Annotated in this window: 29 protein-coding genes; all 29 read right to left on the bottom strand. The window is 66.5% G+C overall.

Annotation, left to right across the window (positions count from 1 at the left end):
• Positions 1-39: 39 nt before the first annotated feature.
• The 29 genes from rplQ to rplD all read right to left on the bottom strand — a co-directional run bounded on the left by rplQ (position 40) and on the right by rplD (position 15975).
• Positions 40-570: a 50S ribosomal protein L17 gene (gene rplQ / locus J5X86_RS06130; protein ID WP_208515754.1), complete on the bottom strand. Its 531-nt coding sequence runs from the start codon at positions 568-570 to the stop codon at positions 40-42.
• A gap of 175 nt (positions 571-745) precedes the next feature.
• The gene (locus J5X86_RS06125) at positions 746-1768 is read right to left on the bottom strand and encodes a DNA-directed RNA polymerase subunit alpha (RefSeq protein ID WP_009715858.1); all 1023 of its coding nucleotides are present in this window, start codon (positions 1766-1768) and stop codon (positions 746-748) included.
• Positions 1769-1874: 106 nt separating this feature from the next.
• Positions 1875-2501, bottom strand: coding sequence for a 30S ribosomal protein S4 (rpsD, locus tag J5X86_RS06120; protein ID WP_014054184.1), 627 nt, complete (start codon positions 2499-2501; stop codon positions 1875-1877).
• A gap of 27 nt (positions 2502-2528) precedes the next feature.
• The gene (rpsK, locus tag J5X86_RS06115) at positions 2529-2933 is read right to left on the bottom strand and encodes a 30S ribosomal protein S11 (protein ID WP_009715860.1); all 405 of its coding nucleotides are present in this window, start codon (positions 2931-2933) and stop codon (positions 2529-2531) included.
• A 66-nt stretch (positions 2934-2999) separates the two neighbouring features.
• Positions 3000-3380 carry a 30S ribosomal protein S13 gene (gene rpsM, locus J5X86_RS06110; RefSeq protein ID WP_201851669.1) on the bottom strand — a complete coding sequence of 127 codons (381 nt, stop codon included), beginning with the start codon at positions 3378-3380 and terminating at the stop codon, positions 3000-3002.
• A 195-nt stretch (positions 3381-3575) separates the two neighbouring features.
• Entirely contained in the window at positions 3576-3689 is a 114-nt protein-coding gene (gene rpmJ / locus J5X86_RS06105; RefSeq protein WP_003956441.1) for a 50S ribosomal protein L36, read from the bottom strand.
• Positions 3690-3716: 27 nt separating this feature from the next.
• The gene (infA, locus tag J5X86_RS06100; protein ID WP_003956442.1) at positions 3717-3938 is read right to left on the bottom strand and encodes a translation initiation factor IF-1; all 222 of its coding nucleotides are present in this window, start codon (positions 3936-3938) and stop codon (positions 3717-3719) included.
• A 150-nt stretch (positions 3939-4088) separates the two neighbouring features.
• Positions 4089-4925 (bottom strand): type I methionyl aminopeptidase, encoded by an 837-nt coding sequence (gene map, locus J5X86_RS06095; RefSeq protein WP_208515753.1) that lies wholly within the window; start codon positions 4923-4925, stop codon positions 4089-4091.
• A gap of 88 nt (positions 4926-5013) precedes the next feature.
• On the bottom strand, positions 5014-5670 hold the full coding sequence (locus J5X86_RS06090; RefSeq protein ID WP_208515752.1) for an adenylate kinase: 657 nt from the start codon (positions 5668-5670) through the stop codon (positions 5014-5016).
• On the bottom strand, positions 5670-6983 hold the full coding sequence (secY, locus tag J5X86_RS06085; RefSeq protein WP_078642919.1) for a preprotein translocase subunit SecY: 1314 nt from the start codon (positions 6981-6983) through the stop codon (positions 5670-5672). Before secY ends, J5X86_RS06090 begins: the two co-directional genes overlap by 1 nt.
• A gap of 204 nt (positions 6984-7187) precedes the next feature.
• Positions 7188-7643 carry a 50S ribosomal protein L15 gene (gene rplO / locus J5X86_RS06080; RefSeq protein WP_055556103.1) on the bottom strand — a complete coding sequence of 152 codons (456 nt, stop codon included), beginning with the start codon at positions 7641-7643 and terminating at the stop codon, positions 7188-7190.
• Position 7644: 1 nt separating this feature from the next.
• Positions 7645-7827 (bottom strand): 50S ribosomal protein L30, encoded by a 183-nt coding sequence (gene rpmD, locus J5X86_RS06075; protein ID WP_009715866.1) that lies wholly within the window; start codon positions 7825-7827, stop codon positions 7645-7647.
• Between the two features lie 2 nt (positions 7828-7829).
• Positions 7830-8435 (bottom strand): 30S ribosomal protein S5, encoded by a 606-nt coding sequence (rpsE, locus tag J5X86_RS06070; RefSeq protein WP_030835127.1) that lies wholly within the window; start codon positions 8433-8435, stop codon positions 7830-7832.
• Positions 8436-8478: 43 nt separating this feature from the next.
• Positions 8479-8862: a 50S ribosomal protein L18 gene (rplR, locus tag J5X86_RS06065; RefSeq protein ID WP_078642918.1), complete on the bottom strand. Its 384-nt coding sequence runs from the start codon at positions 8860-8862 to the stop codon at positions 8479-8481.
• A gap of 3 nt (positions 8863-8865) precedes the next feature.
• Positions 8866-9405, bottom strand: a complete 540-nt coding sequence (rplF, locus tag J5X86_RS06060) for a 50S ribosomal protein L6 (protein ID WP_014054176.1) — start codon at positions 9403-9405, stop codon at positions 8866-8868.
• A gap of 20 nt (positions 9406-9425) precedes the next feature.
• Positions 9426-9824, bottom strand: a complete 399-nt coding sequence (rpsH, locus tag J5X86_RS06055) for a 30S ribosomal protein S8 (RefSeq protein WP_078642917.1) — start codon at positions 9822-9824, stop codon at positions 9426-9428.
• Positions 9825-10087: 263 nt separating this feature from the next.
• Positions 10088-10273: a type Z 30S ribosomal protein S14 gene (locus J5X86_RS06050; protein WP_003948630.1), complete on the bottom strand. Its 186-nt coding sequence runs from the start codon at positions 10271-10273 to the stop codon at positions 10088-10090.
• 3 nt (positions 10274-10276) lie between these two features.
• Positions 10277-10837 carry a 50S ribosomal protein L5 gene (gene rplE / locus J5X86_RS06045; protein WP_014054174.1) on the bottom strand — a complete coding sequence of 187 codons (561 nt, stop codon included), beginning with the start codon at positions 10835-10837 and terminating at the stop codon, positions 10277-10279.
• Positions 10837-11160, bottom strand: a complete 324-nt coding sequence (gene rplX, locus J5X86_RS06040) for a 50S ribosomal protein L24 (RefSeq protein ID WP_014054173.1) — start codon at positions 11158-11160, stop codon at positions 10837-10839. Before rplX ends, rplE begins: the two co-directional genes overlap by 1 nt.
• 3 nt (positions 11161-11163) lie before the next feature.
• Positions 11164-11532 (bottom strand): 50S ribosomal protein L14, encoded by a 369-nt coding sequence (gene rplN, locus J5X86_RS06035; protein WP_003998823.1) that lies wholly within the window; start codon positions 11530-11532, stop codon positions 11164-11166.
• Positions 11533-11663: 131 nt separating this feature from the next.
• On the bottom strand, positions 11664-11951 hold the full coding sequence (gene rpsQ / locus J5X86_RS06030; RefSeq protein WP_014054172.1) for a 30S ribosomal protein S17: 288 nt from the start codon (positions 11949-11951) through the stop codon (positions 11664-11666).
• The gene (gene rpmC, locus J5X86_RS06025; protein WP_009715874.1) at positions 11951-12175 is read right to left on the bottom strand and encodes a 50S ribosomal protein L29; all 225 of its coding nucleotides are present in this window, start codon (positions 12173-12175) and stop codon (positions 11951-11953) included. The genes rpsQ and rpmC overlap by 1 nt, the downstream gene beginning before the upstream one ends.
• Entirely contained in the window at positions 12175-12594 is a 420-nt protein-coding gene (gene rplP / locus J5X86_RS06020; RefSeq protein WP_014054170.1) for a 50S ribosomal protein L16, read from the bottom strand. The genes rpmC and rplP overlap by 1 nt, the downstream gene beginning before the upstream one ends.
• Before the next feature lie 5 nt (positions 12595-12599).
• On the bottom strand, positions 12600-13430 hold the full coding sequence (rpsC, locus tag J5X86_RS06015; RefSeq protein WP_208515751.1) for a 30S ribosomal protein S3: 831 nt from the start codon (positions 13428-13430) through the stop codon (positions 12600-12602).
• Positions 13430-13777, bottom strand: coding sequence for a 50S ribosomal protein L22 (gene rplV, locus J5X86_RS06010; protein WP_014054168.1), 348 nt, complete (start codon positions 13775-13777; stop codon positions 13430-13432). Before rplV ends, rpsC begins: the two co-directional genes overlap by 1 nt.
• 40 nt (positions 13778-13817) lie before the next feature.
• Complete coding sequence (gene rpsS / locus J5X86_RS06005; RefSeq protein ID WP_014178772.1) at positions 13818-14099, bottom strand: 30S ribosomal protein S19; 282 nt, start codon at positions 14097-14099, stop codon at positions 13818-13820.
• A 12-nt stretch (positions 14100-14111) separates the two neighbouring features.
• Positions 14112-14948 (bottom strand): 50S ribosomal protein L2, encoded by an 837-nt coding sequence (gene rplB, locus J5X86_RS06000; RefSeq protein WP_208515750.1) that lies wholly within the window; start codon positions 14946-14948, stop codon positions 14112-14114.
• Positions 14949-14995: 47 nt separating this feature from the next.
• On the bottom strand, positions 14996-15322 hold the full coding sequence (gene rplW / locus J5X86_RS05995) for a 50S ribosomal protein L23 (protein WP_078642914.1): 327 nt from the start codon (positions 15320-15322) through the stop codon (positions 14996-14998).
• Positions 15322-15975 (bottom strand): 50S ribosomal protein L4, encoded by a 654-nt coding sequence (gene rplD, locus J5X86_RS05990; RefSeq protein ID WP_078642913.1) that lies wholly within the window; start codon positions 15973-15975, stop codon positions 15322-15324. The genes rplW and rplD overlap by 1 nt, the downstream gene beginning before the upstream one ends.
• Positions 15976-15983: the final 8 nt, after the last annotated feature.

The following is a 15983-nucleotide window of genomic DNA, read 5'->3' as shown; positions in this document are numbered from 1 at the left end:
GGCGGGCCCGTCCGTGACAACGAAAGCCGTAGCGACGCCTCAGGCGTCCTTCGGCTCCTCGGCGGCCGGAGCCTCAGTCGCCTCGGCCTCAGCGGCCGGGGCCTCGGTGGCCTCGTCCTTCTTGAGGTTCGCGGCGGCCGTGTCACCGGCAGCGTCCTTGGCGGTGCGCTTGGTGGCGGCCTCGGCCTCGCCGACGGCCTCCTGCTGCACGGTCAGCGCCTCGACCAGCTCGATGACCGCCATCGGGGCGTTGTCGCCACGACGGTTACCGATCTTGGTGATGCGGGTGTAGCCACCCGGCCGGTTCTCGTAGCGCGGCCCGATCTCGGTGAAGAGGGTGTGCACGACGCTCTTGTCGCGGATGGTCTGCAGCACCAGACGGCGGTTGTGAAGGTCGCCCTTCTTCGCCTTGGTGACCAGCTTCTCCGCGACCGGGCGCAGGCGGCGGGCCTTCGCCTCGGTGGTGGTGATCCGGCCGTGCTCGAACAGCGCGGTGGCGAGGTTCGCCAGCAGGAGCCGCTCGTGCGCAGCGCTGCCGCCCAGACGGGCGCCCTTGGTGGGCTTCGGCATTGGTGTATCTCCTAGGTGTCTGCACCGGCCGTATGAGGTACCGGTGTCAGTTACCGGCGAGCGGCCGCCCGCCGGAAATTTTCGTCGCCCGCCGCACGGACTCGATCAAGCTCAGCGAGATCAAGCCCGTCCGGCGATTGAGGACAGCGCCTCAGCCTCAGCGGCGGGACAGCGATCAGTACTGCTCGGTCTCGACGAAACCCGCATCCGCGTCGTCATCAGCGCCGAAGGCGTCAGCGGCGGCGGTCGGGTCGAATCCGGGCGGGCTGTCCTTGAGCGCCAGGCCCATACCGGCCAGCTTCGCCTTGACCTCGTCGATCGACTTGGCGCCGAAGTTCCGGATGTCGAGCAGGTCCGCCTCGGACCGCGCCACGAGCTCACCCACGGAGTGGATGCCCTCGCGCTTGAGGCAGTTGTACGAGCGGACGGTGAGCTCGAGCTCCTCGATCGGCAGCGCCAGATCGGCGGCGAGGGCGGCGTCCGTCGGGGACGGGCCCATGTCGATGCCCTCGGCGTCCACGTTCAGCTCGCGGGCCAGGCCGAACAGCTCGACCAGGGTCTTACCGGCCGACGCCATGGCGTCACGCGGCCGCATGGCCTGCTTGGTCTCGACGTCGACGATCAGCTTGTCGAAGTCGGTGCGCTGCTCGACACGGGTCGCCTCGACCTTGTAGGTGACCTTGAGCACCGGCGAGTAGATGGAGTCGACCGGGATCCGGCCGATCTCCTGGCCGACCTGCTTGTTCTGCACGGCGGAGACGTAACCGCGGCCACGCTCGACCGTGAGCTCCATCTCCAGCTTGCCCTTGCCGTTCAGCGTGGCCAGGACCAGGTCGGGGTTGTGCACCTCGACACCGGCCGGCGGGGCGATATCGGCGGCGGTGACCAGACCCGGGCCCTGCTTGCGCAGGTACATCACGACCGGCTCGTCGTGCTCCGAGGAGACGACGAGCTGCTTGATGTTGAGGATCAGGTCGGTGACGTCCTCCTTGACGCCCGGCACGGTGGTGAACTCGTGCAGGACCCCGTCGATCCGGATGCTGGTGACGGCCGCACCGGGGATCGAGGAGAGGAGCGTACGACGCAGGGAGTTTCCGAGGGTGTAGCCGAAGCCCGGCTCCAGCGGCTCGATCACGAACCGGGAGCGGAACTCGTCGACGACCTCTTCGGTCAACGAAGGACGCTGAGCGATCAGCATGGGGTTTGCCTCCAGTCTTCGGCGCCCGCTATTTGACGCCGAACCCTTCAATGGTACGGGCGGTACGCGCCAAATGGCTCCGTACCGCCCGTATCGCCTTTGTCTACTACTTGGAGTAGAGCTCGACGATCAGCTGCTCCTGCACCTGGGTGTCGATCACCTGGCGCTCGGGCATGGAGTGCACGAGGATCCGCAGCTGCGACGGAATGGCCTCCAGCCACGCCGGCACCGTGCGCTCGCCCGCCTCGGCCTGAGCCACCTGGAAGGGGGTCAGGGTCCGGGACTTCGTGCGGACCTCGATGATGTCGTTCACGGTGACGCGGGCCGACGGGATGTCGGTCTTGCGGCCGTTCACGGTGATGTGTCCGTGGCGGACCAGCTGACGGGCGTGGTCGCGGGACTTGGCGAAGCCGGCCCGGTAGACCACGTTGTCGAGGCGGGTCTCGAGGATGCGAAGCAAGTTCTCACCGGTCTTGCCGGACTTCTTGTTCGCCTCCGCGTAGTAGCCACGGAACTGCTTCTCAAGGACGCCGTAGATGCGGGTCGCCTTCTGCTTCTCACGGAGCTGCAGCAGGTACTCGCTGTCCTTGGTGCGCCCGCGACCGTGCTCACCCGGGGGGTAAGGACGGATCTCGATCGGGCACTTCGCGCTCTCGCACTTGCTCCCCTTGAGGAAGAGCTTCTGCTTCTCCCGACGGCAACGCTTGCAGTCGGCCCCGGTGTAACGCGCCATGTTTCTGTTGTCTCCTACTTCAGCCGGTCAGACGCGCCGACGCTTGGGCGGGCGGCATCCGTTGTGCGGAGTCGGAGTGACGTCCTGGATCGAACCCACCTCCAGGCCGGTGGCCTGGAGCGAGCGGATCGCGGTCTCACGGCCGGAGCCCGGACCCTTGACGAACACGTCGACCTTGCGCATGCCGTGCTCCTGCGCGCGGCGGGCGGCCGACTCGGCGGCCATCTGCGCGGCGAACGGAGTGGACTTGCGCGAGCCCTTGAAGCCGACGTGGCCGGCAGAGGCCCAAGAGATCACATTCCCGGTCGGGTCCGTGATCGAGACGATGGTGTTGTTGAACGTGCTCTTGATGTGAGCGTGCCCGTGGGCGACGTTCTTCTTCTCCTTGCGGCGCACCTTCTTGGCGCCGGCCGTCCTGCTCTTCGGAGGCATTCCTGAATTCTCCCGTGGAGGTGGTCGGTCCTACAGCTCGGACCGCTTGACAGCGTCCGGTGCGGACTACTTCTTGCCCGGCTTCTTCTTACCGGCGATGGCGCGACGCGGGCCCTTGCGGGTGCGGGCGTTGGTGCTGGTGCGCTGGCCGTGGACCGGAAGGCCGCGGCGGTGGCGCAGACCCTGGTAGCAGCCGATCTCGACCTTGCGGCGGATGTCGGCCTGGATCTCGCGACGGAGGTCACCCTCGGTCTTGATGTTGTTGTCCACGTACTCGCGGATCTTGACCAGGTCTTCTTCGCCCAGGTCACGAACGCGGGTGTCCGGGCTCACACCGGTGTTGGCGAGCGTCTGCTGGGCAAGGGTGCGACCGATGCCGAAGACGTAGGTGAGGGCGACCTCAACGCGCTTTTCGCGCGGGAGATCAACGCCTGCGAGGCGTGCCATGAATCTGGCTCCAGATGGTTGTCGGAGGTCTTCCGCAGCACCACTCCCGGCCACCGTTCGCACGGCTGCCGGGTCCCCGGCCTCCGACCGGGGGTGTCGTCCCCGCGAGGCGGGAACGGGTGACTGCGTATGTACGCAAAGTTATGACGTCGCGCGAAGATGCTGCGAGTGGTGCAGGATTCCGGCCGGTGTGCGTCAGCCCTGGCGCTGCTTGTGGCGCAGGTTGTCGCAAATGACCATGACCCGGCCGTGGCGGCGGATCACCTTGCACTTGTCGCAGATCTTCTTGACGCTCGGCTTGACCTTCATGGTGTGAGGTTCTCCGGGTCGTGAGATCTACTTGTAGCGGTAGACGATCCGTCCGCGCGTGAGGTCGTACGGAGACAGCTCCACCACGACCCGGTCATCGGGCAAAATGCGGATGTAGTGCATACGCATCTTGCCGCTGATGTGCGCGAGGACCTTGTGACCGTTCTGAAGCTCCACCTTGAACATCGCGTTCGGCAGAGACTCGATCACGGTGCCCTCGATTTCGATGGCGCCTTGCTTCTTGGCCATGTCCTGCTTTCGGGATCGGCTACCTTGATCGGCCCGCCACATGCGGGAGGGCATGCGTGAGCCGACGTGTCAGTCTACGTCAGGGCATCCCGAAACACGAATCCGGGGCATGATGCCCCGGGATCGAGATCTTTATGCCCACGGAGATCGTCAGGCCAGGGGATCGGGCGCGGTCTCCACACCCAGCTCGGCCAGCTTGGCCTTGCCGCCGTCCACGGCGGTCAGCACCAGCGGGCCCTCCTCGGTCAGCGCGACCGAGTGCTCCCAGTGGCTGGACCAGGTGCCGTCGTCCGTCTTGACGGTCCAGTCGTCGGACAGCACATGCGTCTTCGCGGTGCCCAGGCTCACCATCGGCTCGATCGCGATGCAGAAGCCGGGGCCCAGCCGCGGGCCCTTGCCGCGCTTCCGGGAGACGTAGTTCAGCAGATGCGGGTCCATGTGCATCTGGGAGCCGATGCCATGGCCGCCGTAGTCCTCGATGATCCCGTACTTGCCGGAGGCCGGGCGGGGCTGGCGGCGGATGTAGCCCTCGATCGCCTTGGAGATGTCGATCAGCCGGTGGCCCTTGCGGACCGCCGCGATCCCGGCCCACATCGACTCCTCGGTCACCCGGCTGAGCTCGTACAGCTCCGGGGCGTGACCGGTGCCCACGAAGGCGGTGAAGGCGGCGTCGCCATGCCAGCCGTCCACGATCGCGCCCGCGTCGATGGAGATGATGTCGCCGTCCTTGAGGACGGTCTCCTGGTCCGGGATGCCATGCACCACGATGTCGTTCACCGAGGTGCAGATCGTGGCGGGGAAGCCGCCGTAGCCCAGGAAGTTCGACTTGGCGCCGTGGTCGGCGATGACCTTACGGGCGACGTCGTCCAGGTCCTTGGTGGTGGCGCCGGGGACGGCAGCCGCCCGCGTCGCCTCATGGATGGCGGCGACGACCAGTCCCGCCTCACGCATCTTCGCGATCTGCTCGGGAGTCTTGATCTCCACCATCACTCAGCCTTCCGCGGTCCATCGATTCTGCTCAACAGTACGGCCGCGATGCCCCTGGCGGGGCATCGCGGCCGATCAGCTCTGTTCTCTAGGCCGCCTTGGCCGCCAGGGCGTCCATCGCCCGCTGGGTGACCTCGGACACCTTGCCGAGCGCCGAGATCGTCACGACCAGGCCCTTGGCCTTGTAGTAGTCGATGATCGGCTCGGTCTCCCGGTGGTAGACCTCGAGTCGTTTGCGGACCGTCTCCTCGCTGTCGTCCTCGCGCTGGTACAGCTCGCCGCCGCAGACGTCGCATACGCCCGGGGCCTTCGGCGGCTTGTACTCCACGTGGAACGTGTGCGAGCTGTCCTGACGGCAGGTACGGCGGCCCGCGATGCGCTTGATCACCTCGGACTCGGGGACCTCCAGGTCCAGCACCGCGTCCAGCGAGACACCGCGCTCGCCCAGGTAGGTGTCCAGGGCCTCGGCCTGGATCTGGTTCCTCGGGAACCCGTCCAGCAGGAAGCCGGGCTGTGCGTCCGACTGGTCCAGCCGGTCCTCCGCCATGCCGATGGTGACCTCGTCCGGTACCAGCTGCCCGGCCCGCATGTACTCCTGCGCCTGCTTGCCGAGGGGAGTGCCCTGGCTGATGTTCGCGCGGAACAGGTCGCCTGTGGAGATATGCGGGATCGACAGCTTCTCGGCAAGGTACGCGGCCTGCGTACCCTTGCCGGCTCCCGGAGGCCCGACGAGGACGATTCGCATCAGCGGAGGAACCCTTCGTAGTGTCGCTGCTGAAGCTGGCTCTCGATCTGCTTCACAGTCTCCAGGCCGACACCCACGATGATCAGGATGCTCGTGCCGCCGAACGGGAAGTTCTGATTGGCGTTGAGCGTCACCAGTGCCACCGTGGGCACCAGGGCGATCAAGCCCAGATAGAGCGCACCGGGCCACGTGATGCGATTCAGCACGTAGCTCAGGTACTCCGCGGTGGGACGACCAGCCCGGATACCCGGGATGAACCCACCATACTTCTTCATGTTGTCGGCAACTTCTTCGGGGTTGAAGCTGATGGCGACATAGAAGAATGCGAAGAAGACGATCAGCAGGAAGTACGTGGCGATGTAGACCGGGTGGTCGCCCTTGACGAAGTTCTGCGAGATCCAGGTCGCCCAGCCGGCCTTCGAATTGGAGAACTGGACGATCAGCGCCGGAATGTACAGCAGCGATGAGGCGAAGATCACGGGGATCACACCCGCCTGGTTCACCTTCATCGGGATGTAGGTGGACGTACCGCCGTACGAGCGACGGCCGATCATGCGCTTGGCGTATTGCACGGGGATCCGGCGCTGGGCCTGCTCGACGAAGACCACCAGGCCGACCATGGCCAGACCACAGAGGATCACCAGGCCGAACTCCAGCCAGCCACCCATGATCTTGCCCTGCTGCTTGATGCTCCACATCGCGCTCGGGAACCCGGCGGCGATCGAGACGAACATCAGGATCGACATGCCGTTGCCGATGCCGCGGTCGGTGACCAGCTCACCGAGCCACATGATCAGCGCGGTGCCGGCGGTCATCGTGATGACCATCACGGCGGTGGTGAAGATCGAGTCGTCCCGGACGATCTGGCCGCCGACGGGGCAGCTCTGGAAGAGCGAACCGCTGCGGGCGGTGGCCACCAGGCCGGTGCCCTGCAGGATCGCCAGCGCGATGGTCAGATAGCGGGTGTACTGCGTGATCTTCGACTGACCGGCCTGGCCCTCCTTCTTGAGGGCTTCGAGGCGCGGGATCACCACAGTCAGAAGCTGCAGGATGATGCTCGCCGTGATGTACGGCATGATCCCGAGCGCGAAGATGGTGATCTGGAGCAGTGCGCCACCACTGAACATGTTGACCAGGCCGAACAGCCCCTGCTGGCCCTTGGCGAGGTCCATGCACGTCTGGACATTCTTGTAGTCGATGCCCGGGATCGGGATATGTTGCCCGAGCCTGAAGAGCACGATGATGGCCAGCGTGAACAGCAGCTTCTTGCGCAGGTCGGGCGTCTTGAACGCCCGGGCGAACGCGGTGAGCACGGTGCCTCCTGCGCCCCCCGCGTGCGTGCGCGAGAGGTGACGGTCTTGAGGATCGACGGATACTTATCAGCCAGGACCCGCGCGGAGGCGTACCGCGCGGAAGGTAACAACGCACGCCACCTTACCGGCGACCTGGCCCCGCTTGGAACGACCAACCGGGGATGCCCCATATCTGGAGCATCCCCGGTCGGGTGTACACCGTGCTCAGACGAGCTCGGTGACGGTGCCACCGGCAGCGGCGATCTTCTCCTTGGCGGAGCCGGAGACGGCGTCGACCGTCACCTGGAGCGCCACGGAGACCTCACCGGAGCCCAGCACCTTGACGAGCTGGTTCTTGCGCACCGCGCCCTTGGCGACCAGATCGGCCACCGTGACCTCGCCACCCTGCGGGTAGAGCGCGGCCAGCTTGTCCAGGTTCACGACCTGGTACTCGGTGCGGAAGGGGTTCTTGAAGCCCTTGAGCTTCGGGAGCCGCATGTGGAGGGGCATCTGCCCACCCTCGAAGCGCTCCGGAACCTGGTAGCGGGCCTTGGTGCCCTTGGTGCCACGACCAGCGGTCTTACCCTTGGACGCCTCACCACGACCGACACGGGTCTTGGCGGTCTTGGCGCCCGGGGCGGGCCGGAGGTTGTGGACCTTCAGCGGGTTGTTCTCCGCCATCTCAGTCGACCTCCTCGACCGTCACGAGGTGCCGCACGGTGGTCGCCATGCCGCGGAACTCGGGGCGGTCCTCCTTGACAACCACGTCGCCGAGCTTCTTCAGCCCGAGCGAACGCAGGGTGTCGCGGTGGTTCTGCTTGCTGCCGATGTAGGACTTCGTCTGCGTGATCTTCAGGCGGGCCATGCTCACACACCCACCCCGGCACGCGCCCGCAGCAGAGCGGCGGGAGCGACATCCTCCAGCGGCAGACCACGGCGGGCGGCGATCTCCTCGGGGCGCTGAAGGCCCTGCAGAGCGGCCACCGTGGCGTGCACGATGTTGATCGGGTTCGACGAACCGAGCGACTTGCTGAGCACGTCGTGGATGCCCGCGCACTCCAGCACGGCGCGCACCGGGCCACCGGCGATCACACCGGTACCGGGGGACGCCGGCTTCAGCAGCACAACACCCGCGGCCTCCTCACCCTGGATCGGGTGCGGAATGGTGCCGGCGATCCGGGGGACCTTGAAGAAGTGCTTCTTGGCCTCCTCCACGCCCTTGGCGATCGCGGCCGGCACCTCCTTGGCCTTGCCGTAACCGACACCCACGGTGCCGTCACCGTCGCCCACCACGACCAGCGCAGTGAAGCTGAAGCGACGACCACCCTTCACAACCTTGGCGACGCGGTTGATCGCGACAACACGCTCGACGTAAGCGGTCTTCTCGGCGGCAGCGCCACCGTCCCGCCGGTCCTTCCGGTCCCGCCGCTCGCCGCCACCGGCGCCGCCACCGCGGCGCTGGGGTCCAGCCATTGGATTTACCTCTCTCGTTTCCGCTTTGCGTTGGAACCGGGGCTCAGAACTTCAGCCCGGCCTCGCGGGCGGCGTCCGCCAGAGCGGCAATCCGCCCGGCGTACTTGTTGCCACCACGGTCGAACACGACGGCCTCGATACCCGCGGCCTTCGCCCGCTCGGCCACCAGCGCGCCGACCTGCTGCGCCAGGGCGCTCTTGTCGCCCTCGGCCGCCCGGATGGCGCTGTCCAGCGTCGACGCCGAGGCCAGCGTGTGGCCCGCGATGTCGTCGATGACCTGCGCCACCATGTGACGGTTGGACCGCGTCACCACGAGGCGAGGACGGACCGGCGTGCCGGAGACCCGCTTGCGGACGCGGATGTGACGCCGCTTGACGGCAGCCGCCTTACGCGCGTTGCCCTTGGCGATCTTCACACCGTATGCCATGGCTTACTTACCAGCCTTTCCGACCTTGCGGCGGATGACCTCGCCCGCGTACTTCACGCCCTTGGCCTTGTACGGGTCGGGCTTGCGCAGCTTGCGGATGTTCGCGGCGACCTCGCCGACCTTCTGCTTGTCGATGCCCTCGACGCTCAGCTTGGTCGGGGACTCCACCTTGAAGGTGATGCCCTCGGGGGCCTCGACCAGGATCGGGTGGCTGTAGCCCAGGGCGAACTCCAGGTTGGAGCCCTTGGCCTGGACGCGGTAACCCACACCGCTGATCTCGAGCGCCTTGCTGTAGCCCTGGGTCACGCCGGTGATCATGTTCGCCACCAGCGTGCGGGACAGGCCGTGCAGGGCCTTGTTCTGACGCTCGTCGTTGGGGCGGATGACAACGAGCGTGTTGTCCTCACCCTTGGCGACATCGATCGGCGCGGCGACGGTGTGCGAGAGAGAACCCTTGGGGCCCTTCACGGCGACCGTGCGGCCATCGATGGTGACGTCCACACCAGCGGGAACCTGGATGGGCAGCTTGCCAATGCGCGACATGTGCTTCCTCCGTTCCCTGGTTACCAGACGTAGGCGAGGACTTCCCCACCCACGCCCTTCTTGCCGGCCTGCTTGTCGGTGAGGAGCCCGTGCGACGTGGAGATGATCGCCACGCCCAGGCCGCCGAGCACCTTCGGCAGGTTGGTGGACTTTGCGTAGACCCGCAGGCCCGGCTTCGAAATCCGCTTGATGCCGGCGATCGAGCGCTCGCGGTTCGGGCCGAACTTCAGCTCGAGGGTGAGGTTCTTGCCAACCTCGGCGTCCTCGACCTTCCAGCCGGTGATGTAGCCCTCCTGCTGGAGGATCTCCGCGATATGCGACTTGATCTTGCTGTGCGGCATCTCGACGGAGTCGTGGTACGCCGAGTTCGCGTTTCGCAGACGTGTCAGCATGTCTGCGATCGGATCGGTCATGGTCATGATGGCCTTCGGCCTCTCTCGCCGGGGTTTCCTGTATGCGCCATCCCTCTCACCCTCTTGACGAGGGCACGGGTGCGGCGCGGGGACCTACGGCGTAGTAAGGATTCTGGGCGGCGAGCGCCCAACCGTTCCACTCTACGGGAGTGGACGGGCGGGGCTCGCCATCCATTTGCTTACCGAGAGTCCGGTACCAGCCCAAAATTCCATCTTTCGCCCGCCAGGACGTCCGTTGAGGGCGGTGGCGGGAGACGACGGGTGGGCTGTTACCAGGAGCTCTTGGTCACGCCCGGCAGCTCGCCACGGTGAGCCATCTCACGAAGGCACACGCGGCACAGGCCGAACTTGCGGTAGACGGAGTGCGGACGTCCGCAACGCTGGCAGCGCGTGTACCCACGCACGCCGAACTTGGGCTTGCGGGCGGCCTTGGCAATGAGAGCCTTCTTCGCCACGGCTCACGCCTCCTTGAACGGGAAGCCGAGGTGACGCAGTAGGGCGCGGCCCTCGTCGTCGTTGGTCGCCGTGGTCACCACGGTGATGTCCATACCCCGGACGCGGTCGATCTTGTCCTGGTCGATCTCGTGGAACATGACCTGCTCCGTGAGACCGAAGGTGTAATTGCCCCGGCCGTCGAACTGCTTCGGCGACAGACCGCGGAAGTCGCGGATGCGCGGCAGCGCGAGCGACACCAGACGGTCCAGGAACTCCCACATGCGGTCACCGCGGAGGGTGACGTGGGCGCCGATCGGCTGGCCCTCACGCAGCTTGAACTGCGCGATGGACTTACGGGCCTTGGTGACGGCGGGCTTCTGGCCGGTGATCGTGGAGAGGTCGCGGATGGCGCCCTCGATCAGCTTGGAGTCGCGGGCGGCGTCGCCCACACCCATGTTGACCACGACCTTGGTCAGACCCGGGATCTGCATGACGTTCTCGTAGGAGAACTGCTCCTGCAGCTTGCCCTGGATCTCTTCGCGGTAGCGCGCCTTGAGGCGCGGTGCAGTGGTGGTGGCAGTCATCAGATGTCCTCACCGGTCCGCTTGGCAACGCGGATCTTGTTGCCCTCGTCGTCGAAGCGGTATCCGACGCGGGTGACGACCTTGTTGCCGTCCTTCTCCACCACGAGCTGCACGTTGCTCACGTGGATCGGGGCTTCGGTCGTCACGATGCCGCCGGTCTTCGAACCACGAGCGGTCTGTCCGGCCTTGGTGTGCTTCTTGACCCGGTTGACACCCTCGACCAGGACACGGTCCTCGCGCGGGAAGGCCGCGATGACCTTGCCCTGCTTGCCCTTGTCCTTACCGGTGATGACCTGGACCAGGTCGCCCTTCTTGATCTTCATCGGTTACAGCACCTCCGGCGCGAGCGAGATGATCTTCATGAACTTCTTCTCGCGCAGCTCACGGCCCACCGGGCCGAAGATACGGGTGCCACGGGGGTCGCCATCGTTCTTGAGGATGACGGCCGCGTTCTCGTCGAAGCGGATGTACGAACCGTCCGGGCGGCGGCGCTCCTTGACGGTGCGCACGATGACCGCCTTGACGACGTCACCCTTCTTCACGTTGCCACCGGGGATCGCGTCCTTGACGGTGGCGACGATGACGTCACCGATGCCCGCGTAGCGGCGACCGGAGCCACCGAGAACACGGATGCAAAGGATTTCCTTCGCGCCCGTGTTGTCGGCGACGCGCAGTCGCGACTCCTGCTGGATCACGTCTATCTCCTGATCGTCTGCCGGTTCCCGGCAGGGGCTGGATATATCCAGCCCCTGCCGAGCCTGGCGGAACTGTCCTGCGGACTATTGCCCGCAGGCTGCATTACTTGGAATTCCCTTACGGGAATTACCTACTTGGCCTTCTCGAGGATCTCGACGACGCGCCAGCGCTTGGTCGCGGACAGCGGCCGGGTCTCCATCAGGAGGACACGGTCGCCGACACCCGCGGCGTTCTGCTCGTCGTGCGCCTTGAGCTTGTTCGTACGGCGGATGACCTTGCCGTACAGCGCGTGCTTGACGCGGTCCTCGACGGCGACGACGACGGTCTTGTCCATCTTGTCGCTGACGACCAGACCCTCACGGGTCTTGCGGAAGCCGCGGTTCTGCGTTGCGTTCTCAGTCACATTCGTCTCGCTCATCAGGCGCTCTCCACCGTCTCGATGCCGAGCTCGCGCTCCCGCATCAGGGTGTAGATCCGGGCGATGTCCTTGCGGACGGCCTTCAGCCGGCCGTGGTTCTCAAGCTGTCCGGTCGCCGCCTGGAAGCGGAGGTTGAACAGCTCTTCCTTGGCCTCACGCAGCTTGCCAACGAGGTCCTCGTTGTTCAGCTCACGCAGCTCGGACGCCTTGGTACCGGCCGCCATCACGACTCACCTGCCTCGCGCCGCACGATCCGGCACTTCATCGGGAGCTTGTGAGCAGCGCGGGTGAGCGCCTCACGCGCAGTCTTCTCGTTCGGGAAGGACAGCTCGAACATCACCCGGCCGGGCTTGACGTTCGCGACCCACCACTCCGGCGAACCCTTACCGGAACCCATGCGGGTCTCGGCAGGCTTCTTCGTCAGCGGACGGTCCGGGTAGATGTTGATCCAGACCTTGCCGCCACGCTTGATGTGGCGGGTCATCGCGATACGAGCGGCCTCGATCTGACGGTTGGTGACGTACGCCGGGGTGACGGCCTGGATGCCGTACTCGCCGAACGCCAGCTCCGTGCCGCCCTTGGCCATGCCGGACCGCTTGGGGTGGTGCTGCTTGCGGTGCTTGACCCTGCGAGGGATCAGCATGTCGGTCAGGCCTCCGTTCCAGTGCTCTCAGCAGCCGGAGCGGCGGTGGCCTCGGCCTTGGGGGCCTCGGCGGGGGCGCTCTGCTGCTGCTGCGGCTTACGGCCACGGCCACCACGCTCGCCACCACGGCGCTGCGGGCGGTCGCTGCCGCCACCACGCGACGGGCGGTTGCCGGCGCGGGCGGCGGCGTTCTCGGCACGGACCTCGGCGATGTTCTTCACGTCGCCCTTGTAGATCCACACCTTGACGCCGATGCGGCCGAAGGTGGTCTTGGCCTCGAAGAAGCCGTAGTCGACGTTCGCGCGGAGCGTGTGCAGGGGCACGCGGCCCTCGCGGTAGAACTCCGAGCGGGACATCTCGGCGCCGCCGAGACGGCCACCACACTGGATCTTGATGCCCTTGGCACCGGCCTTCATCGAGCTCTGCATCGACTTGCGCATCGCACGACGGAAGGAGACGCGGGAGGAGAGCTGCTCGGCGACGGCCTGGGCCACCAGCTGAGCGTCGACCTCGGGGTTCTTCACCTCGAGGATGTTGAGCTGCACCTGCTTGCCGGTCAGCTTCTCCAGCTCGCCGCGGATACGGTCGGCCTCCGCGCCGCGGCGGCCGATGACGATGCCCGGCCGGGCGGTGTGGATGTCGACGCGGACGCGGTCACGGGTGCGCTCGATCTCCACCTTGGAGATGCCCGCGCGCTCCATGCCCTTCGTCATCATCCGGCGGATGGCGACGTCTTCCTTGACGTAGTCCTTGTACAGCTTGTCGGCGTACCAGCGCGACTTGAAGTCGGTGGTGATGCCGAGCCGGAACCCGTGCGGGTTAACCTTCTGGCCCATTACCGGGTTCCTTCCTTGCTGCTGACGACCACGGTGATGTGGCTGGTCCGCTTGCGGATCCGGTAGGCGCGGCCCTGGGCACGCGGACGGAACCGCTTCAGGGTCGGGCCCTCGTCGACGTACGCCTCGGAGATGACGAGGCTGTCGGCGTCGGTGTGGTCGTAGTTGTGCGCGGCGTTGGCGATGGCGCTGTCCAGCACCTTGCCGACCGGCACGCTCGCGGCCTGCGGGGCGAAACGCAGGACCGCCTGAGCCTCCGTGGCACTCATGCCACGGATGAGGTCCACCACGCGGCGGGCCTTCATGGGCGTGACGCGGATGTACCGCGCCTGGGCCCTGGCTTCCATGGTTGTCCCTTCGGTGTCTGTCATGAGTCTGTTCCGCCGATCAGCGACGACGCGACTTACGGTCGTCCTTCTCGTGGCCGCGGAAGGTGCGGGTCGGCGCGAATTCGCCGAGCTTGTGGCCGACCATCGACTCGGTGACGAACACCGGGACGTGCTTGCGGCCGTCGTGCACCGCGATCGTGTGGCCGAGCATGGCCGGGACGATCATCGAGCGGCGGGACCAGGTCTTGATGACGTTCTTGGTGCCGGCTTCGTTCTGGACATCCACCTTCTTGATCAGGTGGTCGTCGACGAAGGGCCCCTTCTTGAGACTGCGCGGCATCTAAACCCGCTCCTAGCGCTTCTTGTTCGTCTTGCGGCGGCGGACGATGTACTTGTTGCTGGCCTTCTTCGGCGAGCGCGTACGGCCCTCCTTCTGACCCCACGGCGAGACCGGGTGGCGACCACCGGAGGTCTTGCCCTCACCACCACCGTGCGGGTGGTCGACGGGGTTCATGACCACACCACGAACGGTCGGGCGGACGCCCTTCCAGCGCATGCGGCCGGCCTTGCCCCAGTTGATGTTCGACTGCTCGGCGTTGCCGACCTCGCCGACAGTGGCGCGGCAGCGGACGTCGACCAGGCGGATCTCACCGGACGGCATGCGGAGGTGGGCCATGGAGCCCTCCTTCGCCAGCAGCTGCACGGAGGCACCCGCGGAGCGGGCGAACTTCGCGCCGCCGCCGGGCCGCAGCTCGATGGCGTGGAGCGTGGTACCAACCGGGATGTTGCGCAGCGAGAGGTTGTTACCGGGCTTGATGTCGGCGCCGGGGCCGTTCTCGATCCGGTCGCCCTGCTTCAGGCCGCGCGGCGCGAGGATGTAGCGCTTCTCGCCGTCGGCGTAGTGCAGCAGCGCGATGCGCGCGGTGCGGTTGGGGTCGTATTCGATGTGCGCGACCTTCGCCGGGACGCCGTCCTTGTCGTGACGGCGGAAGTCGATCACGCGGTACGCACGCTTGTGACCGCCACCCTGGTGGCGGACCGTGATGCGGCCGGCGTTGTTACGACCACCCTTGCTGTGCAGCGGGCGGACCAGCGACTTCTCCGGCGTGTCCCGCGTGATCTCGACGAAGTCGGCGACGCTGGAGCCACGACGGCCCGGGGTCGTCGGCTTGTACTTGCGGATACCCATTTCTCAGTCCTCGGAAGATTCCGGACTTCTGGACGTTCCGATCTCCGTTAGGAGACCGGGCCGCCGAAGATGTCGATACGGTCGCCCTCGGCGAGGGTCACGATGGCGCGCTTGGTGTCCTTGCGCTTGCCGAAACCGGTCTTGGTGCGCTTGCGCTTACCCTGCCGGTTGATCGTGTTGACCCCGGTGACCTTGACCGAGAAGACCGCCTCGACGGCCTGCTTGATCTGGGTCTTGTTGGCGCCGGGCGCGACGATGAACGTGTACTTGTTCTCGTCGAGCAGCGCGTAGCTCTTCTCCGAGACCACCGGCTTGACGAGAATGTCGCGGGGGTCGGTGAAGGTCTTGCTGGTGACAGCGGTCGCCTCACTCATCAGGCGGCGCTCCCTTCGGTCTTCTCAGCGGCCTTGGGACCAGCCACGAAGGACTCGAAGGCGGCCTTGGTGAAGACCACGTCGTCGGAGACGAGCACGTCGTACGTGTTCAGCTGGCCCGGCTCCAGGATGTGCACCTGGGGCAGGTTGCGGGCGGACAGCCACGCGGCCTCGTCGCTCCGCTCGGCGACCAGGAGCAGGTTCTTGCGCTCGCTGATCTTGCCCAGCAGGGTCTTCGCGGCCTTGGTGGAGATGTCGCCGTCGACCACGCCGGTCACGACGTGGATCCGCTCGTGGCGCGCCCGGTCGGAGAGGGCACCGCGCAGCGCGGCGGCCTTCATCTTCTTCGGGGTGCGCTGGCTGTAGTCGCGCGGCACGGGACCGTGCACGACGCCACCGCCGGCGAACTGCGGCGCGCGGGTCGAGCCCTGGCGCGCGCGGCCGGTGCCCTTCTGGCGGTAGGGCTTCTTGCCACCGCCCCGGACCTCACCGCGGGTCTTGGTCTTGTGCGTGCCCTGGCGGGCAGCGGCCAGCTGGGCGACGACGACCTGGTGGATCAGCGGAACGCTGACCTGCGCGTCGAAGATCTCCGTGGGGAGCTCGACGGTCCCGGCCTTGTCGCCTGCCGGCGAAAGGATGTCAATGGTGCTCATCGGTTACC

The sequence above is a fragment of the Streptomyces sp. NEAU-YJ-81 genome, assembly GCF_017592595.1.
GTDB classification, from domain to species: Bacteria; Actinomycetota; Actinomycetes; order Streptomycetales; family Streptomycetaceae; genus Streptomyces; species Streptomyces hygroscopicus_B.
This window is presented reverse-complemented; position numbering and strand designations above follow the sequence as displayed.

What these genes read in the sequence shown, in the direction of transcription:
- rplQ (WP_208515754.1), bottom strand. Translation starts at nt 570, where the DNA reads ATGCCGAAGCCCACCAAGGGCGCCCGTCTGGGCGGCAGCGCTGCGCAC.
- J5X86_RS06125 (WP_009715858.1), bottom strand. Translation starts at nt 1,768, where the DNA reads ATGCTGATCGCTCAGCGTCCTTCGTTGACCGAAGAGGTCGTCGACGAG.
- rpsD (WP_014054184.1), bottom strand. Translation starts at nt 2,501, where the DNA reads ATGGCGCGTTACACCGGGGCCGACTGCAAGCGTTGCCGTCGGGAGAAG.
- rpsK (WP_009715860.1), bottom strand. Translation starts at nt 2,933, where the DNA reads ATGCCTCCGAAGAGCAGGACGGCCGGCGCCAAGAAGGTGCGCCGCAAG.
- rpsM (WP_201851669.1), bottom strand. Translation starts at nt 3,380, where the DNA reads ATGGCACGCCTCGCAGGCGTTGATCTCCCGCGCGAAAAGCGCGTTGAG.
- rpmJ (WP_003956441.1), bottom strand. Translation starts at nt 3,689, where the DNA reads ATGAAGGTCAAGCCGAGCGTCAAGAAGATCTGCGACAAGTGCAAGGTG.
- infA (WP_003956442.1), bottom strand. Translation starts at nt 3,938, where the DNA reads ATGGCCAAGAAGCAAGGCGCCATCGAAATCGAGGGCACCGTGATCGAG.
- map (WP_208515753.1), bottom strand. Translation starts at nt 4,925, where the DNA reads ATGGTGGAGATCAAGACTCCCGAGCAGATCGCGAAGATGCGTGAGGCG.
- J5X86_RS06090 (WP_208515752.1), bottom strand. Translation starts at nt 5,670, where the DNA reads ATGCGAATCGTCCTCGTCGGGCCTCCGGGAGCCGGCAAGGGTACGCAG.
- rplO (WP_055556103.1), bottom strand. Translation starts at nt 7,643, where the DNA reads ATGGCGGAGAACAACCCGCTGAAGGTCCACAACCTCCGGCCCGCCCCG.
- rpmD (WP_009715866.1), bottom strand. Translation starts at nt 7,827, where the DNA reads ATGGCCCGCCTGAAGATCACGCAGACGAAGTCCTACATCGGCAGCAAG.
- rpsE (WP_030835127.1), bottom strand. Translation starts at nt 8,435, where the DNA reads ATGGCTGGACCCCAGCGCCGCGGTGGCGGCGCCGGTGGCGGCGAGCGG.
- rplR (WP_078642918.1), bottom strand. Translation starts at nt 8,862, where the DNA reads ATGGCATACGGTGTGAAGATCGCCAAGGGCAACGCGCGTAAGGCGGCT.
- rplF (WP_014054176.1), bottom strand. Translation starts at nt 9,405, where the DNA reads ATGTCGCGCATTGGCAAGCTGCCCATCCAGGTTCCCGCTGGTGTGGAC.
- rpsH (WP_078642917.1), bottom strand. Translation starts at nt 9,824, where the DNA reads ATGACCATGACCGATCCGATCGCAGACATGCTGACACGTCTGCGAAAC.
- rplE (WP_014054174.1), bottom strand. Translation starts at nt 10,837, where the DNA reads ATGACTGCCACCACCACTGCACCGCGCCTCAAGGCGCGCTACCGCGAA.
- rplX (WP_014054173.1), bottom strand. Translation starts at nt 11,160, where the DNA reads ATGAAGATCAAGAAGGGCGACCTGGTCCAGGTCATCACCGGTAAGGAC.
- rpsQ (WP_014054172.1), bottom strand. Translation starts at nt 11,951, where the DNA reads ATGAGCGAGACGAATGTGACTGAGAACGCAACGCAGAACCGCGGCTTC.
- rpmC (WP_009715874.1), bottom strand. Translation starts at nt 12,175, where the DNA reads ATGGCGGCCGGTACCAAGGCGTCCGAGCTGCGTGAGCTGAACAACGAG.
- rplP (WP_014054170.1), bottom strand. Translation starts at nt 12,594, where the DNA reads ATGCTGATCCCTCGCAGGGTCAAGCACCGCAAGCAGCACCACCCCAAG.
- rpsC (WP_208515751.1), bottom strand. Translation starts at nt 13,430, where the DNA reads ATGGGCCAGAAGGTTAACCCGCACGGGTTCCGGCTCGGCATCACCACC.
- rplV (WP_014054168.1), bottom strand. Translation starts at nt 13,777, where the DNA reads ATGGAAGCCAGGGCCCAGGCGCGGTACATCCGCGTCACGCCCATGAAG.
- rpsS (WP_014178772.1), bottom strand. Translation starts at nt 14,099, where the DNA reads ATGCCGCGCAGTCTCAAGAAGGGGCCCTTCGTCGACGACCACCTGATC.
- rplB (WP_208515750.1), bottom strand. Translation starts at nt 14,948, where the DNA reads ATGGGTATCCGCAAGTACAAGCCGACGACCCCGGGCCGTCGTGGCTCC.
- rplW (WP_078642914.1), bottom strand. Translation starts at nt 15,322, where the DNA reads ATGAGTGAGGCGACCGCTGTCACCAGCAAGACCTTCACCGACCCCCGC.
- rplD (WP_078642913.1), bottom strand. Translation starts at nt 15,975, where the DNA reads ATGAGCACCATTGACATCCTTTCGCCGGCAGGCGACAAGGCCGGGACC.